General features: G+C 67.4%; 13 protein-coding genes. 7 read left to right on the top strand and 6 right to left on the bottom strand.

The window, feature by feature from the left end:
* Positions 1–89 precede the first annotated feature (89 nt).
* On the bottom strand, positions 90–1,088 hold the full coding sequence (locus tag IEW15_RS13105; RefSeq protein ID WP_188578582.1) for a LacI family DNA-binding transcriptional regulator: 999 nt from the start codon (positions 1,086–1,088) through the stop codon (positions 90–92).
* Positions 1,089–1,457: 369 nt separating this feature from the next.
* On the opposite strand from IEW15_RS13105, the gene ptsP reads away from it, so the two are divergent.
* The 3 genes from ptsP to IEW15_RS13120 all read left to right on the top strand — a co-directional run bounded on the left by ptsP (position 1,458) and on the right by IEW15_RS13120 (position 6,840).
* Positions 1,458–4,022 carry a phosphoenolpyruvate--protein phosphotransferase gene (gene ptsP / locus IEW15_RS13110; RefSeq protein WP_188578584.1) on the top strand — a complete coding sequence of 855 codons (2,565 nt, stop codon included), beginning with the start codon at positions 1,458–1,460 and terminating at the stop codon, positions 4,020–4,022.
* Between the two features lie 8 nt (positions 4,023–4,030).
* Positions 4,031–5,023 carry a 1-phosphofructokinase gene (pfkB, locus tag IEW15_RS13115; protein WP_188578586.1) on the top strand — a complete coding sequence of 331 codons (993 nt, stop codon included), beginning with the start codon at positions 4,031–4,033 and terminating at the stop codon, positions 5,021–5,023.
* Positions 5,024–5,109: 86 nt separating this feature from the next.
* On the top strand, positions 5,110–6,840 hold the full coding sequence (locus IEW15_RS13120; RefSeq protein ID WP_188578588.1) for a fructose-specific PTS transporter subunit EIIC: 1,731 nt from the start codon (positions 5,110–5,112) through the stop codon (positions 6,838–6,840).
* A gap of 39 nt (positions 6,841–6,879) precedes the next feature.
* Here IEW15_RS13120 and IEW15_RS13125 read toward each other — a convergent pair whose 3' ends face one another.
* The gene (locus IEW15_RS13125) at positions 6,880–7,563 is read right to left on the bottom strand and encodes a cysteine hydrolase family protein (protein ID WP_188578590.1); all 684 of its coding nucleotides are present in this window, start codon (positions 7,561–7,563) and stop codon (positions 6,880–6,882) included.
* Between the two features lie 171 nt (positions 7,564–7,734).
* Here IEW15_RS13125 and IEW15_RS13130 point away from each other — a divergent pair, with 171 nt between their 5' ends.
* The gene (locus IEW15_RS13130) at positions 7,735–8,283 is read left to right on the top strand and encodes a GNAT family N-acetyltransferase (RefSeq protein WP_188578592.1); all 549 of its coding nucleotides are present in this window, start codon (positions 7,735–7,737) and stop codon (positions 8,281–8,283) included.
* Positions 8,284–8,463: 180 nt separating this feature from the next.
* On the opposite strand, the gene IEW15_RS13135 is transcribed toward IEW15_RS13130, so the two are convergent.
* Positions 8,464–9,207 carry an SDR family oxidoreductase gene (locus IEW15_RS13135; RefSeq protein ID WP_188578594.1) on the bottom strand — a complete coding sequence of 248 codons (744 nt, stop codon included), beginning with the start codon at positions 9,205–9,207 and terminating at the stop codon, positions 8,464–8,466.
* A 167-nt stretch (positions 9,208–9,374) separates the two neighbouring features.
* On the opposite strand from IEW15_RS13135, the gene IEW15_RS13140 reads away from it, so the two are divergent.
* From IEW15_RS13140 to IEW15_RS13150, 3 genes are all read left to right on the top strand, one after another.
* Positions 9,375–10,295 carry an AraC family transcriptional regulator gene (locus tag IEW15_RS13140; protein WP_188578596.1) on the top strand — a complete coding sequence of 307 codons (921 nt, stop codon included), beginning with the start codon at positions 9,375–9,377 and terminating at the stop codon, positions 10,293–10,295.
* 164 nt (positions 10,296–10,459) lie between these two features.
* Positions 10,460–12,745 (top strand): FdhF/YdeP family oxidoreductase, encoded by a 2,286-nt coding sequence (locus IEW15_RS13145; protein WP_188578599.1) that lies wholly within the window; start codon positions 10,460–10,462, stop codon positions 12,743–12,745.
* Positions 12,746–12,826: 81 nt separating this feature from the next.
* The gene (locus IEW15_RS13150; protein ID WP_188578601.1) at positions 12,827–13,228 is read left to right on the top strand and encodes a methyltransferase family protein; all 402 of its coding nucleotides are present in this window, start codon (positions 12,827–12,829) and stop codon (positions 13,226–13,228) included.
* Positions 13,229–13,249: 21 nt separating this feature from the next.
* On the opposite strand, the gene IEW15_RS13155 is transcribed toward IEW15_RS13150, so the two are convergent.
* From IEW15_RS13155 to bioB, 3 genes are all read right to left on the bottom strand, one after another.
* The gene (locus IEW15_RS13155) at positions 13,250–13,951 is read right to left on the bottom strand and encodes an SDR family NAD(P)-dependent oxidoreductase (RefSeq protein WP_188578603.1); all 702 of its coding nucleotides are present in this window, start codon (positions 13,949–13,951) and stop codon (positions 13,250–13,252) included.
* 133 nt (positions 13,952–14,084) lie between these two features.
* On the bottom strand, positions 14,085–14,873 hold the full coding sequence (locus tag IEW15_RS13160; RefSeq protein ID WP_188578605.1) for a glucose 1-dehydrogenase: 789 nt from the start codon (positions 14,871–14,873) through the stop codon (positions 14,085–14,087).
* 123 nt (positions 14,874–14,996) lie between these two features.
* A complete protein-coding gene (bioB, locus tag IEW15_RS13165; protein ID WP_188578607.1) occupies positions 14,997–15,950 on the bottom strand; it encodes a biotin synthase BioB in 954 nt (317 codons plus the stop codon).
* Between the last annotated feature and the right edge of the window lie 59 nt (positions 15,951–16,009).

The raw sequence follows: 16,009 nt of genomic DNA on the forward strand, positions 1-16,009 counted from the left end.
AATCACCGCACAATCAAAGCACCGCACGCCCCTAAACCGGATCGAACCAGACCCTTGGGGTCAACTCCGACAGGCTGCTAGGGATCAGGTCAGTTCGCGACGGCCCGAAGCCGGGGGCCGGTTGATCCGCGCAGGATCGGCCGGCCCGACAGCACCATCTTGCGGGCGGGGCCGCCGGGGCGCGACAGGCGGTCGAACAGCAACTGCATGGCGGTGGTGCCGATTTCATGCACCGGCTGTTCGATCACGGTCAGGCCGGGGCCGACCAGACCGGTCCAGGTTTCGTTGTCGAACCCGGCTACGGCCAGATCATGGGGCATGCTGAGCCCCAGGCGGCGCACCGCACGGGCGGCACCCAGCAGCAGCTGGCCATTGCTGGCGATCACCGCATCCGGCCGGTCGGGTGCCGCCAGCCAGCGCAGCAGTTCGGCTTCGCCGGCATCGGCGGTGGGCGCCACGAACTGTGCCGGTGCCGCAAGGCCGCGGGCGCTGAGCATGGCCGCGAAACCGGCATGGCGTTCGACACCGGTGGTGCTGGTGTTGCCGAACAGACCGCCGATCCGCCGATAGCCTTGTTCCAGAAGATGCGACACCAGGGTGCCGGCGGCGGCGGCATTGTCGAGCACCACCGCGTCGTGCAGGCCCGGCGGGCCGGCGCGGTCGATCAGCACGGTGGGGAAATCCAGCGGCGATTGCGACAGTGCTTCGGCGGATATCCGGGTGGGCGCGAAGATCAGGCCGGTGACCCGTTCTTCCTGCATCAGCCGCAGATACAGGGCTTCCTTTTCCGGATTCTCGTCGGTGTTGCACAGGATGACGCGCATGCCGGCGTCATAGGCCGCATCCTCCACCGCACGGCTGACGGCGGTGAAGAACGGGTTGCGGATGTCCGACACGATCAGCCCGATGGTGCGGCTGTGCTGCGACCGCAGCCGCCGGGCCGACAGGTTGGGACGATAGCCGGTGGCGCGGATCGCGGTTTCCACCTTGGCGCGCAGGCCCGTGCTCACCGGCCCGCCGGTCAGCACGCGGGACACGGTGGCGACCGATACGCCGGCTTCGCGGGCAACATCCTTGATTCTGGTCATGGCCCTGGTTCTGATCGTGTTTCTGAAATCGTTTTCAGTGCGTTGGCGATCATTTTGGCTGATCGGATGGCTGAATGCAAGCATATGCTGCACTGCAGCATATGTGCGAACCGGTGCTGCCTTGACATCAGAACTGTAATCGATTTCAATTGCCCAACCGAAGCGTTTCCCGGCGGCCTGGCGTGAGCCGATTCCGGATCCTGATGGGCTCGGATCCCGGGAAATGCGTGCCGGAGATGCCGTGCCGGCACCAGACGATGCCGCCACGGGCTCGGGCTCTCGGTCACCACCACCACCACCGCCACTGCCATCGCTTGTGCGCCGCGGGCCACCGAAGAAGCCCGGGCCATCCGGAGGATACCCGCGCTGATGACCCCCGCTGCCCCGCCTCCCGTATCGCCGTCCCCCGTATCGCCTTCCTCCGTATCGCCGCCCGGGATCGTCCGCCGGGATCTGATCCGGCTGAATGCGCGCCCGGCCGACAAGGCGGCGGCGATCCGCGAAGCGGCGCAGATGCTGGTGGCGGCGGGGTTGATCGCGCCCGCCTATGCTGAGAGCATGGAACGGCGCGAGGCGGTGGCGAATACTTTCCTGGGCGCCGGTGTCGCCATTCCCCACGGCATGGTCGAGGACCGGGGCATGGTGCGCGGCAACGGCGTCGCCATCCTGCAGATCCGCGACGGCGTGACCTGGAATGATGGTCAAACGGCGCGACTGGTGGTGGCGATCGCCGCGACATCCGATGCCCATATCGGCATCCTGCGCCGATTGACCCGGCTGTTGCAGGATGAAGACCGGCTGGCGCGGCTGATGGTGACCGACCAGCCCGGCGATATTCTGCGCGCGCTGACCGATGACGCCGATGCCGCCGGCGGGTCCGGGATGCCGGCAGGCGATCTTCCACGCAGCTTCACCTGGACCGTCGACTATCCGACCGGCCTGCATGCCCGGCCGGCCGCAAGCTGGGCCGATACCGCAAGACGGTTTTCCGGGCCCATCCGCGTGCGCCACGGCACCGAGACCGCCGACGCCAAGAACATGATCCCGCTGCTGCAACTGGGCCTGCGCGCGGGTGACGAGATCACGGTTTCGGCCGATGGCGCCGATGCCGACCGGGCGCTGGAGCGGCTGCGCGCGGTGATGACCCGGATCAGTGCCGAGGAACAGACGGCCGCCCGGCGTGCGGCCGAACGCGCCGCCGCCCCCACCACCGGCTGGACACCACCGGCGGATGACCGCTCACCGGTGATCGCGGGCCTTGCCGCCAGCCCCGGTCTGGCGATCGGCCGGATGCATCTTCTGGCCACCGGGCCGCTGACCGTGCCCGACCGGCCGGTGCCGCTGATCGAGGGTGGCGACATCCTGCATGACGCCCTGCAACTGACCCGTGAACAGTTGAAGGTGCTGGCCGATGACACCGCCCGTCGGCTGGGTGCCGCCGAGGCCGGTATTTTCCAGGCCCAGGCCGGTTTGCTGGATGATGCCGATCTGGTCACCCTGACCTGCCAGTTGATGGTTGAAGGCCATGGCGTCGCCTGGTCGTGGCACGAGGCGGTGGAGCGTCAGGCATTGGCGCTGGCCCGCCTCGACAACCCGGTGCTGGCGGCGCGCGCGGCCGATCTGCGCGATGTCGGCCGTCGGGTGCTGCTGCGGATCGATCCCGCATTGAAAGCGGGCGGCGCCGACGACCTGCCGGATGAACCATGCATCCTGATCGCGCCCGATCTGTCGCCCTCGGATACCGCCGGGCTGGATACCGGCCGGGTGATCGGGCTGGCGACCGCCCAGGGCGGCCCGACATCGCACACCGCCATCCTGGCCCGCACGCTGGGTCTGCCGGCCATGGTCGCGGGCGGCGGCAGCCTTCTTGACCTTGAGCCCGGCACCCGGGTGATCCTGGACGGTCAGGCCGGCCGTCTCTACCCCGATCCGTCGGATGCGGCGATCGCATCGGCGCAGGCCTGGGCCGCCGAACAGCAGGCGCAGCGCCTGCGCGATGCCGCGGAACGCGGCCTGCCTGCCCGCACCCGCGATGGCCATACGGTGGAAATCGGCGCCAATGTGAACCGCCCCGATCAGGTGGCGATGGCATTGGACCAGGGGGCCGAGGCGGTGGGGCTGATGCGCACCGAATTCCTGTTCCTGGAACGCAGCCGCACCCCGGACGAGGACGAGCAATACGCCTATTACCGCGATATGGCCGCGGCGCTGGACGGCAGGCCGCTGATCGTGCGGGCGCTGGATATCGGCGGCGACAAGCAGGTGGCGCATCTGGGCCTGCCGCATGAAGACAATCCGTTTCTGGGCGTGCGTGGCGCCCGGCTGCTGCTGCGCCGGCCGGATCTGCTGGAACCGCAATTGCGGGCACTGTACCGGGCGGCGGCCGATGGCGCGCGGCTGTCGATCATGTTTCCGATGATCACCTCGCTGGGCGAGGTGCTGGAGCTGCGCCGGATCGCCGAGGGCATCCGTGCCGTGCTGGGGGCCCCTGAAGTGCCGCTGGGCATCATGGTCGAGGTGCCGTCCACCGCGATCCAGGCCGATATCTTCGCGCCCCATGTCGATTTCTTCTCGATCGGCACCAATGATCTCACCCAATACGGGCTGGCGATCGACCGACAGCATCCCGACCTTGCGGCCGAGGCCGACAGCCTGCATCCGGCGGTGCTGCGGCTGATCGCGATGACGGTGGATGGCGCGCGCAAATCCAGCCGCTGGGTGGGTGTCTGTGGCGGCATCGCCGGCGATCCGTTCGGCGCCGCCCTGCTGGTGGGGTTGGGGGTCGAGGAATTGTCGATGACCCCGCGCGACATTCCGGCGGTGAAGGCGCGGCTGCGCCAACTGGATCATGTGGCCTTGCAACGCCTGGCCGCCGAGGCGCTGGCTGCCGGCACCGCGGCCGACGTCCGCGCGCTGGAAGGGCGGCTGTCATGACGGCGGGCATGCAGAGACAGGCAGCGGAACAGGCACCGGTCGTGACCGTGACCCTGAACCCGGCCATCGACCAGACCGTGATCATCGACCGCCTGACCCCCGGTGCCGTGCACCGTGCCCGGCGGGTGGAGCGCAATGCCGGCGGCAAGGGCGTGAATGTCGCAAGCTGCCTGGCGGATTGGGGCCTCGCCGCCACCGTCACCGGCGTGCTGGGCCAGGACAATACCGCCAGCTTCGATGCCCTGTTCGCGGCCGGTGGCATCACCGACCGCTTCATCCGGGTGCCGGGCGCGACCCGGGTGAATATCAAGCTCGCCGATCTCGACAGCGCCGACACCACCGACATCAATCTGCCGGGGCTGGATGTCGACACCGGCGCCATCGGCCGGCTGATGGCGGTGCTCGACGACGTGGCCGGGACCGGGGCGATCGTGGTGCTGGCCGGCAGCCTGCCGGCCGGGGTCGATACCGATCTCTACCGGGTGCTGACCGGTTATCTGCGCGGCCGCGGGGCGCGGGTGGTGCTGGATACCAGCGGCCCGCCGCTTGCGGCGGCACTCGATGCCCCCCCGGAGGCCATGCCCGATTGCGTGAAGCCCAATCGGGCGGAACTCGCCGACTGGGCCGGCCGGCCGCTGGATGATGACGCGGCGGTGGTGGAGGCCGCCCGCGCCCTGGTCCGGCGCGGCATCGGGCTGGTGGTGGTGTCGATGGGTGCCGATGGCGCGCTGTTCGTCACCGCCGAAGACGTCATCCATGCCGCCCTGCCACCCGAGCGGGTGTTGAGCACGGTGGGCGCGGGCGATGCCATGGTCGCCGGTATCGTGGCGGCGATGGCCGAGGGGGGGGCGATCGAGGATCTGGCCCGGCGCGGGGTTGCCTTCGCCACGGCCAAGCTGGCGCTGGTGGGGCCGCATCTGCCGCCGGCACCTCGCGTTGCGGCCCTGGCGGCGCAGGTGATGCTGGATCATCCGCTTTCCCCCGCACGCCTGCAGGCCTGAGCGCCGACCATCGCCATCCGGCGGCCCCGCTGCTTCCGCTCCCGCACATGATACGGCGCCCAGAGATGCCGTGACGGAGGAACCCCATGTCGATACTGCTGGCCGTGATCACGGCCGATGACCGCAGCACCCGCGGGGTGCTGGCCGCCGAGGCGTTGCGCAAGCGGGCGGGCGAGCAGGGCCATCACCTGTCGATCGAACTGCGCCACGACGATGAGATCCGCGATCCGATCGCCCCCGAGGCGATCGCCGGTGCCGATGCGGTGCTGCTGATCGGCGGCGCGGGCGATGCCGCGCGCTTCGCCGGCCGCCATCAGGTGACCGCCACCATCGACGACGTGCTGCGCGATCCGGCGGCGGTGCTGGCGCGGGCCACGGCGCCGGCCGCCGCACCCGCCGCACCGGCTTCCGACGCACCGAAGCGGATCGTCGCCATCACCTCATGCCCGACGGGGATCGCCCATACCTTCATGGCGGCGGAAGGCATTCTTCAAGCGGCAAATGCGCTGGGCCATGAGGCGCGGGTGGAGACGCAAGGCTCGGTCGGTGCCCGGGATGCGCTGACTGCCGACGAGATCCGTGCCGCCGACATCGTGATCATTGCCGCCGATACCCAGGTCGATCTGTCGCGGTTCGCGGGCAAGCGGGTCTTTCTGTCGGGCACTAAGCCTGCGATCAATGACGGCCGCGCGCTGATCGCGCGCGCCTTCGCCGAAGCGACCGTGCAGGGTGGTGGCGCGGAGCCAGCCGCCACTGCCGCCGCCGATACCAGGGCGGGCGGCGGCAGCGGCCGCACCGGGCCCTACCGGCATCTGATGACCGGCGTGTCGTTCATGCTGCCCTTCGTCACCACCGGCGGTCTGCTGATCGCGATCGCCTTCGCGCTGGGCGGCATCTATGCCTATGACGATGCCAATCAGGGCACGCTGGCCTATGCCCTGTTCCAGATCGGCGCCAAGGGTGCCTTCGCGCTGATGGTGCCGGCGCTGGCCGGCTATATCGCCTATTCGATCGCGGACCGGCCGGGCATCGCGCCGGGCATGATCGGCGGCATGCTGGCGGCGGAACTGGGCGCGGGGTTTCTGGGCGGCATCGTCGCCGGCTTCATCGCCGGCTATGGCACCGCCTGGCTGAACCGCAACATCCGGCTGCACAAGAACCTGGAAGGCCTGAAGCCGGTTCTGATCCTGCCCATCCTGGGCTCGCTGCTCACCGGTCTGCTGATGATCTATGTGGTGGGCGAACCGGTGGCGGAGTTGCTGGCGGTGCTCAGCGCCTGGCTGAAGGGCATGCAGGGTGGCAGCGCCATCGCGCTCGGCCTGATTCTGGGGCTGATGATGGCCTTCGACATGGGCGGTCCGGTCAACAAGGCCGCCTACGCCTTCTCCACCGGTCTGATCGCGTCCGAGATCTATGGCCCGATGGCGGCGGCGATGGCCGCTGGCATGACCCCGCCGCTGGGGATCGCGCTGGCCACAAAGCTGTTCCCCGGCCGGTTCACCCGTGACGAGCGCGAGGCCGGCAATGCCGCCGCCGTGCTGGGGCTGGCCTTCATCAGTGAAGGCGCCATCCCCTTCGCCGCCCGCGACCCGCTGCGGGTGATCCCGTCGCTGATGATCGGATCGGCCTTTGCCGGCGCGATCTCCATGGCGGTGGGCGCGCAGTTGAAGGTGCCCCATGGCGGCGTGTTCGTGCTGCCCATCCCCAATGCGGTGGTGTCGCTTGGCGGCTATCTGGTGGCGCTGGTCGCTGGCACCGTGGTCACGGCGCTGATGCTGCGGGTGCTGAAGAAGCCGGCGCCGGTGGTGCCGGCCTGACCACGGCCCACGCTGACCACGGCCCACGCTGTCCATGGCTCAGGCTGCGCGCCGCCTTTCCCAGGTCTCGATCAGATCGGCGGCGTCGGCGACCAGTCCCAGATGCATGGCGATGATCCGCCGGCTCGATGCCTCCAGATCGGCATTGGTGCCGGCGATCAGATCGTTCAGCACCGTCACCCGATAGCCCAGATTGGAGGCGTCGAAGGCGGTGTTCAGCACGCAGCAATCGGCCAGACAGCCGTTCAGCACCACCGACTGCACGCCCATATTGCGCAGCAGGAAATCCAGATCGGTGGGATAGAAGGCCGACAGCCGCTTCTTCGACGACACGATCAGGTCGCGGTCGTCGACATCGGTCACGAATTCGGTCCAGTGCGAGCCCTCGATGGCATGGGCGTCGGCATTGGGGATCGGCCCCACATGCAGCGGAAACACCCGCCGCCAGGCCGAGCTGATGCCGTGGATATCGTCGATGCCGCTACGGCGCAGGGTGCTGCGGACATGGATCACCGGCACGCCCAGCCGGCGGGCGGCGGCGTGGAAGCGGTCGACCCCATCGACGATCGCCCGCGCCCGCGGCGCAGGGCAGGGGCAGTCGGGGCTGTCTTCCAGATGGCCGCGGTGCAGGTCGATGGAGATGACCGCCGTGCGGGCCGGGTTCAGGAAATCGTCGAACCCGCTGTCGAGCGGCCGCCGCTCGGCGTCGATATAGACATGCATGGCCTGTACAGCCCTCGATACGGAAGCGTGTGGCCGGGGGTGGCGGTGATGGTAGTGCAGATCCGGTCCGGGGGGAATGGACGACACCGCCGCAATCATCCGTCTTGCGACAGGCGGGCTGCCGAATGATGCTGTCCGTCAGGTGGCGTTCAGGCACGGACGAGGCGGATCATGACGATGGAAATGGCGCGTCAACTGGCGGTGCGGGCGATCCGTCCGGCGGAGACCGGTGATCTCGCCGCGATCGCCACCATTTACGGCCATCACGTGCTGACCGGCCGCGCCTCGTTCGAAGAGCAGCCGCCAACGGCGGACGAGATGCGCGCCCGCCATGCGGCGATCACGGGCGCCGGCTATCCTTATCTGGTCTGCACTATCGATGGCGCCGTCGCCGGCTATGCCTATGCCAGCCTCTACCGCGCCCGACCGGCCTATCGCTATGTGGTCGAGGATTCGGTCTATATCGCCCCCGGGCTGGAGGGGCAGGGCATCGGCCGCGCGCTTCTGGCCGCCCTGATCGACCACTGCGCCGCCGGCCCCTGGCGCCAGATGATCGCGGTGATCGGCGACAGCGGCAATGCCGGCTCGATCGGCCTGCATGCGGCCCTCGGCTTCGAGACGATCGGCACCTTCCGCTCCATCGGCTTCAAATTCGGTGGCTGGGTCGACTCGGTGCTGATGCAGCGGCCGATCGGGGCAGGAGATCAGACGTTGCCGTGACGATCCGTCGCCGCGTTCAGGCGCAAAACACGCGATCGAGCCGGCATGGCTTCCGCCCATGGCGGCGATGCCGTCGCTAGAGTGATTTTCGCGCAATCCGGTTCACGAAAATCACTCTAACATATTGGTTTGTAGAGCATCTTAACCCAATCAGGTGGTTCCACCTGATTGCGATCTGCTCTAACCGTTCAAGCGGTCAAACGACTGGGAGTAGCGATCCTCCCGTTCGGCAAAGCGCTGGAAGTGCACGCGCTCGACAAGGATTTCCTCAGCGTCAGGCTGCTTCTGGAGCAGCGCCATGGTCTCGGAAATATAGTCACCGAGAGGCATGGCATTGGGGTCGCCGGCCTGCTGCGGGCCTGTCAGTTCGGTCTGAACATAAGGCGGCACCAGTTCGATGACCTGCACCGACGTGTCGCGCAACTGCACGCGCAGCGTCTGGCTGTACGAGTGGATGGCCGCCTTGGACGCGCAATAGGTTGGAAAGCCGCCACGTGGCAGGAAGGCCAGCCCCGACGAAACCGTCAGCACAGCCGCATCCGGCCTCGCCATAAGGTGGGGAAGCAGCGCGGTCGTCAGACGGATCGGACCGAGCAGATTGGTGGTGATCGTGGCTTCCGCCGTGGCCGTAGAGCCGTCGCGGACGGTTTCGGCCGGCATGATCCCGGCATTGTTGATCAGGATGTTGAGCGAGGGAAAGTCCGTCGTAACCTGGCTGGAAAAGGCGCGGATCGCGTCCGGATCGTCGACATCGAGTTGATAGGTACGGATTCCGGGATTGGCGCATTCCACCTCCGTCAGCTTGTCCCGGTTGCGGCCGGTGACGATGACATCATTGCCTCTTTCGAGGAATGCTTCGGCAAGAGCGCGGCCAATACCGCTTCCGCCTCCGGTGATGAGGATGGTGTTGCCCGTGATTTTCATGTCCGTCTCCTTTGGCCTGCGTCCGACACGAAGATAGCGTGCCTCACCATGCCCTTCCTGCCGCATCCTCGAAAGAACCTGCCTGTTTCTCCAGACTGCGTATCTGCGCCCTTGTGGAATTCCCCCATACGGGCACCATTGTCGTGCCTGTTTCTATTGAGGATCCCATGACGCTCGACGACCTTTCTCGCAAGGTGCTCGCCTATGCCGATGCCCGGGACATTGGCGACGAGCCGAGCACGACGGACGTTCCGGGTCTGAAGGTGTCGCGTCGGATACAGGCGACCGAATTGGTTCCGGTTCTTTACGAGCCCATTTTCTGCCTGGTCCTGGAGGGCGCAAAGCAAGCGCGTCAGGGATCCCGGATCATCGATTTCCCGAGGGGGCACTCGGTTGTTGTCGGCATCGATCTTCCCACAGACGCCCGCGTCGTCGAGGCGTCGCCAGAGCGGCCCTATGTTGCGTTGGCGCTCAAACTCGATATGGGCCTCATTCGGGAGCTGTCAGCCGAACCGGGTTTCGCTGGCGGCGCCGGCGGGGAGGTCGCAGCGATATCGGTGGCGGAGGCGGACGACGCCATCATCGCCGCGATGGGGCGCCTGTTCGCGCTTATGGACAAACCCGCGGCACTGCCAGTTCTACACCCGCTGCTCATACGCGAAATCCACTATTGGCTGCTGTGTGCCAATCACGGCTCGCTGCTTCGCGCACTGACACAGGCCGGCAGCAATGCGTCGAGGATTGCCGACGCCATCGTCATCATCCGCAGCAACTTCGAACGGCCGCTTGTCGTGGCCGACCTGGCAAGTGCCGTCGGCATGAGCGTTTCGGCCTTCCATCTTCAATTCAAGGCCGTCACCGGTACGACGCCGCTCCAATACCAGAAGCGCCTGCGGCTCATCGAGGCGAAACGGCTCATGCAGTCCGAGAGGCAATCGGTCTCCAGCGCAGCGTTCAGTGTCGGCTACGAAAGTCCCACCCAGTTCTCACGAGAGTATGTACGTATGTTCGGGCTTCCGCCTGCAAGGCATGCGCGCGTGCCGGCACGCGCGCATGCCTCGAACTATGAAGACCCGAGGTGGATGTAAGGCGACCGTGGCGAAAATGGCGGCGGCAGTATGCCCGACACCTGCCACGGCCGGGGCCGAGCCAGGGCACCGCTCGCCACCCGGAACCAACCTCTCGGCCGGGGCGTTGGATGGGGATCGCACCCTATCCCTGACAACGCTCCACCAGAGGACACCGATCTGCCATGGCACGCGATCTTCGCTTCGAGCCCCATGACCAGCCGGCGGGTGGCTGGGGCTCGGTACGGTCCCTGTTCCGGCACGTGACCAATGCTCATGGCTGGAGCCGCGCGGTGCCGGTGCTGCCGAAGCAGAACAAGCTCGACGGTTTCATGTGCGTGAGCTGCGCCTGGGCGAAGCCGGCGGAACCGCACAGCTTCGAGTTCTGCGAGAACGGCGCCAAGGCGACGTTCTGGGAACTGACCGCAGATCGGGTGAAAACCGGCTTCTTTGCCGATCACACGGTCAGCGAGTTGCTCGGCTGGTCGGATCACGCGCTGGAGGCCGAGGGCCGGCTGACCCGGCCTCTTCGCTATCACGGCCCCACCGACACCTATGTGGTGGTGTCGTGGGCGGAGGCCTTCGCGGATATCGGCGCCCGATTGAAGGCGTTCGAACCCGACCGGGTGGTATTCTATGCCTCGGGTCGGGCCTCGCTTGAGACCTCGTATATGTATCAGCTGTTCGCGCGGCTCTATGGCACCAACAACCTGCCCGACAGTTCGAACATGTGCCACGAGACCACATCGAAGGCGCTGCCCGAGAGCATCGGCGTGCCGGTCGGCACGGTACGGCTCGATGAATTCGATGCGACCGATTGCATCCTGTCGTTCGGGCAGAATGTCGGCAGCAACGCGCCGCGTATGCTGCATCCGCTGCAGCGCGCGGCCGAACGCGGCGTGCCGATCGTGGTGTTCAACCCTTTGCGTGAACGCGGCTGGGAAAGCTTCATCAATCCGCAGGCGCCGGGTGAGATGATCACCCGCGAGCCCACCGACCTTGCCTCGCAATATCATCAGCTGCGGGCCGGCGGCGACATCGCGGTGCTGATGGGCATGTGCAAGGTGCTGGTCGATCGCGACGATCAGGCCAGGGCCGACGGCAGCCCACGGGTGCTGGACGTGGACTTCATCCAGGAACACACCCACGGCTTCGAGGATTTCATCAGCCGGGTCCGCGCCAGCAACTGGGCCGAGATCGAGCGGGCGTCGGGCCTCAGCCGCCAGGCGATCGAGGCGGCGGCGACCACCTATCTCAACGCCCGGCGGGCGATCGCGATCTATGGCATGGGGCTGACCCAACACCGGCGCGGCGTCGACAGCATCCAGATGCTGGTCAACCTGTTGTTGCTGCGGGGTAATATCGGCCGGCACGGCGCCGGCATCCTGCCGGTGCGCGGCCATTCGAATGTCCAGGGCCAGCGCACGGTGGGCATCGCCGACGAGCCGCATCTGGTGCCGCTGGACCGGCTGGCGGCGCAATATCATTTCCAGCCGCCCCGCAACAAGGGCCTGAACACGGTGGAGGCCTGCGAGGGGATCATCGACGGCACGGTCGACGCCTTCATTGGTCTGGGCGGCAATTTCGTGCGCGCCATCCCCGATCGCGAGCGGATGGAACCGGCCTGGCGCCGGCTGAAGCTGGCGGTGCATGTGGCGACCAAGCTGAACCGCAGCCATTTGATCACCGCCGAGACCACCTATGTCCTGCCCTGCCTGGGGCGGCTAGAGGTCGACGAGCAGGCAACCGGTCCGCAGATCGTGACCATGGAGGACAGCACCGCCTGTATCCACGCCTCACGCGGGGTGGCGCCGCCGGCGGGCCCGCATCTGCTGTCGGAACCGAAGATCGTGGCGGAACTGGCCAAGGCGACGCTGCCGCCCAATCCTCATGTGCCGTGGGACGACTGGGTGGCCGATTATGGTCGGATCCGCGATGCCATCGAGGAGACCTTCCCTAACGATTTCAAGGACATGAACCGGCGGATGGGCACGCCCGGCGGTTTTCCCCGGCCGCTGGCGGCGCGCGAGCGGCGCTGGAACACCGATACCGGCCGGGCCAATTTCAAATGCCCGTCCAGCCTGAACGCCAGCTTCGACGCCGATGACGATCCCGCCGTGATGCGGCTGCTGACCCTGCGCTCCAACGACCAGTTCAACACCACCGTCTATGGCTATGACGACCGCTTCCGCGGCATCCATGGCAGCCGGATGGTGCTGATGATGAATGCCGACGACATCATCCGGCTGGGCTTGACCAGGGGTGGCACGGCCACGCTGACCACGGTTGCCGATGACGGCGTCAGCCGCCGGATGGATGGCTTCACCATCGTGGAATACAATATTCCCCATGGTTGCTGCGGCGCCTATTACCCTGAATGCAACGCCCTGATCCCGCTGTCGCACTATGCCGAGGGCAGCAAGACGCCGGCGGCCAAATCGGTGCCGGTGCGGGTGAGCGCACAGCCATGACGCCGCCGGCCGCCGGGGCGGGATGGGGAGCGACGCGTCAGGCGGTCGGGCCGGCTGGCTCTGGCAGTTCAGGTCGTCGCGTTGCTGGCGGCGATGGGGGTGCTGTCGCGGCTGTGGCCCGAGGGCCGGCTGTTGCCGCCGCCCTGGCAGTTCATCGGGCTGGTGCCGCTGATGGCAGGGTTGATGATACCACTGGCGGTAAACCGCCGCTTGCGGCGGATCGACGAGACCCGCGACCGTGAGCCCGACGTTCTGATCACCGACGGCATCTTCGGCCACAGCCGCAACCCGGTGTGTCTGGGTTTCGCGCTGCTGCTGCTGGGGGCGGCGCTGATCTTCAACGTCCCTGCCGCCCTGCTGCTTGTGGTGGGGTATGTGGTGGCCGCCGATATCTGGATCATCCGGCCCGAGGAGCGGCGGATGGCGCGAGGCTTCGGGGCGCGGTACGACGCCTATCGCCGCCGGGTCCGGCGGTGGATCTGACCGGCGCTGCCCGACACCCTGTCACCATATCTCGCGGAACGGCCGCACTTCGGTCAGGAACGACCAGGCGCTTCTGGGTTGATGCGCGAGGTGCCAGAGTTCGGCGGCGATGTCGTCGGGCTGGATGAAAAAATCGTCGGGCGCATCGGGAATGCGGGCGCGGGCACGGGCGGTGTCGATCACCGCGTCGATCACCAGATAGGCGACATGCACGCCCTTGGGGCCAAGATCACGGGCGATCGCCTCGGCCAGTATCCGCTGAGCCGCCTTGGTCGGCGCGAAGCCCGCGAAATTCGCCCGACCGCGCAGCGCCGAGGTGTTGCCGGTGACCAGGATCGTGCCCCGGCCGGCCGCGACCATGGCCGGAGAGACCCGGCGGGCCAGATGCATCAGCGCCATGACGTTGACGTCGAAGTTTCGCGCCAGCACCGCCGGATCAATGGTCATGAAGCTGCCGAAGGCGCCGCCGACGGCATTGTGCACCACCACCTCCGGCGCGCCGGCCCAGGCTTCGGCCCGGTCGATCGCCGCCATGAAGGCGGCGGTATCGGTGACGTCGGCCGGGCAGGCGAGGGTGCCGGGGATCTCGGCCGCGATGGCGTTCAGCCGGTCGGCGTCACGGGCGATCATCGCCACCCTGAAGCCGCCTTCGACAAAGCGGCGGACGGTGGCGAGCCCGGTGCCCGGGCCGACGCCGGTGACGAGTGCGGCTTTGGCGGTCATGATGCTCCTGCCCTCCTGATCCGGTATCGGTCGCGACGGAAGGTGGCTTTTAAATTATGATCATCCTGTAAAATAGATTGATCGCGCCGTTGTCGTCAATGGCGACCGGGTGGGCCAGATGCCGACCGGCCCCTCAGACAGAGGCCATATAACCGCCATCGACATAGAGCAGGGTGCCGGTGATATAGGCGGCGGCGGGCGACGCCAGGAAGATGGTGGCACCGAGCAGGTCGTCGACCGCGCCGAACCGGCCGGCGGGAATGCGGGCGAGCATGGCCTGTTGCCAATCGGGATCGTTGAAGAACACATCGGTCATGTCGGTGCGGAAATAGCCCGGACCGATGCCGTTGACCCGGATGCCATGGGGCGCCCATTCGGTGGCGAGCGTGCGGGTCAGCCCCAGCAGTCCGCTTTTCGTGGCGCCATAGGCCGCCGCCGTCGGCACGCCGACCTCCGATGTCAGCGAGCAGATGTTGACGATGGCGCCGGCGCCGGCCGGTGCCATGATCCGGCCCGCCGCCTGGGCGCAGAAGAAGGCGCCCTTCAGATTGGTGTCGTGGATGCGGTCCCACAACACCTCGTCGACATCCAGCGACGGGCAGACCTGCTCGATGCCGGCATTGTTGACCAGGATATCCAGCCCGCCCAGACGTTCGGCGGCATGGGCGATGCCGGCCTGCGCCGCGGCGGTATCGGCGACGTCGAAGGGGGCTGCCACCGCGGCACCGCCGGCGCCGATGATCCGCGCCACCACCCGTTCGATGGCGGTGAGATCGCGGCCGGAGACCGCGACCGCGGCACCGGCCTGGGCCAGCCCGATGGCCAGCGCCCGGCCGATGCCGCGGCTGGCGCCGGTGACCAGGGCCTTGCGGCCGGCAAGGGAGAACCGGGCGAGGACATCGGTGGGCAGGGTATGGGGCATCGGTCTGGATCCTGACGGTGGTGATGGCAGACGATGATCGGCCTTGCGCGGTCTTGTATCAATGCTCCGGCGTGGCTCATGCCAACCAGTGGGGGCCAACCAGTGGGGGCCAACCGGGCGCTGTCAGGCCGAAACCTCGGCTGTCAGGCCCAGGCGGCGCAGCAACTGCCCGTCGCGATCCTCGCCGGGATTGGCGGCGGTCAGCAGCCGGTCGCCCACGAAGATGGAATTGGCGCCGGCCAGGAAGCACAGCGCCTGCATCTCGTCGGTCATTGCCGTGCGCCCCGCCGTCAACCGGACATGGGACTGCGGCATCAGGATACGGGCGGTTGCCACCACCCGCACGAAGGCGATCGGATCGACCGGCGGCGCATCGGCCAGCGGCGTGCCGGGCATCGGGATCAGCAGGTTGATCGGCACGCTTTCCGGCGGCTCGGGCAGATTGGCCAGGGTCACCAGCATGTCGATGCGGTCGTCGATGCTCTCTCCCAGGCCCAGAATGCCGCCGGCGCAAACCTTGATGCCGGCGGCCCGGACCCGGTCGAGCGTCTCCAGCCGGTCGCCATAGCTGCGGGTGCTCACGACCTGTGGATAGAAGCCTTCCGAGGTGTCGAGATTGTGGTTGTAGAAATCGAGCCCGGCGGCGGCCAGCCGGCCGGCCTGATCGCAGCTCAGCATGCCCAGCGTCATGCAGGTCTCAAGCCCCAGCGCTTTGACGCCATCGACCATCGCCACCAGCATGTCCATGTCGCGATCCTTGGGCTCGCGCCAGGCGGCGCCCATGCAATAACGCGTGGCGCCGCCGGCCCTGGCCCGGCGAGCCTCGTCGATCACCCGTTCCACCGCCATCAGCCGGCCGGCCTTCAGCCCGGTGGCGTGATGGGCGGACTGGCTGCAATAGCCGCAATCCTCGGCACAGCCGCCGGTCTTGATGTTGAGCAGCGTCGACAACTGCACCCGGTTGGGGTCGAACTGCGCCCGATGCACGGTCTGGGCACGGAACAGCAGACCGTTGAACGGCGCGTCATGAATATCGCGCGCGGTGTCACGGGTCCAGCGGGGGGTCGGATCCGGCATTGCGTCCTCCGTCTAATTATAGATAATCTATAAATGATCTGGCCTTCATGTCAGTATTG

The sequence above is a fragment of the Tistrella bauzanensis genome (assembly GCF_014636235.1).
Classification (GTDB): Bacteria; Pseudomonadota; Alphaproteobacteria; order Tistrellales; family Tistrellaceae; genus Tistrella; species Tistrella bauzanensis.

Bases quoted from the DNA above. Each gene is read 5' to 3' on its own strand.
- IEW15_RS13105 (WP_188578582.1), bottom strand. From the start codon at position 1,088: ATGACCAGAATCAAGGATGTTGCCCGCGAAGCCGGCGTATCGGTCGCC.
- ptsP (WP_188578584.1), top strand. From the start codon at position 1,458: ATGACCCCCGCTGCCCCGCCTCCCGTATCGCCGTCCCCCGTATCGCCT.
- pfkB (WP_188578586.1), top strand. From the start codon at position 4,031: ATGCAGAGACAGGCAGCGGAACAGGCACCGGTCGTGACCGTGACCCTG.
- IEW15_RS13120 (WP_188578588.1), top strand. From the start codon at position 5,110: ATGTCGATACTGCTGGCCGTGATCACGGCCGATGACCGCAGCACCCGC.
- IEW15_RS13125 (WP_188578590.1), bottom strand. From the start codon at position 7,563: ATGCATGTCTATATCGACGCCGAGCGGCGGCCGCTCGACAGCGGGTTC.
- IEW15_RS13130 (WP_188578592.1), top strand. From the start codon at position 7,735: ATGACGATGGAAATGGCGCGTCAACTGGCGGTGCGGGCGATCCGTCCG.
- IEW15_RS13135 (WP_188578594.1), bottom strand. From the start codon at position 9,207: ATGAAAATCACGGGCAACACCATCCTCATCACCGGAGGCGGAAGCGGT.
- IEW15_RS13140 (WP_188578596.1), top strand. From the start codon at position 9,375: ATGACGCTCGACGACCTTTCTCGCAAGGTGCTCGCCTATGCCGATGCC.
- IEW15_RS13145 (WP_188578599.1), top strand. From the start codon at position 10,460: ATGGCACGCGATCTTCGCTTCGAGCCCCATGACCAGCCGGCGGGTGGC.
- IEW15_RS13155 (WP_188578603.1), bottom strand. From the start codon at position 13,951: ATGACCGCCAAAGCCGCACTCGTCACCGGCGTCGGCCCGGGCACCGGG.
- IEW15_RS13160 (WP_188578605.1), bottom strand. From the start codon at position 14,873: ATGCCCCATACCCTGCCCACCGATGTCCTCGCCCGGTTCTCCCTTGCC.
- bioB (WP_188578607.1), bottom strand. From the start codon at position 15,950: ATGCCGGATCCGACCCCCCGCTGGACCCGTGACACCGCGCGCGATATT.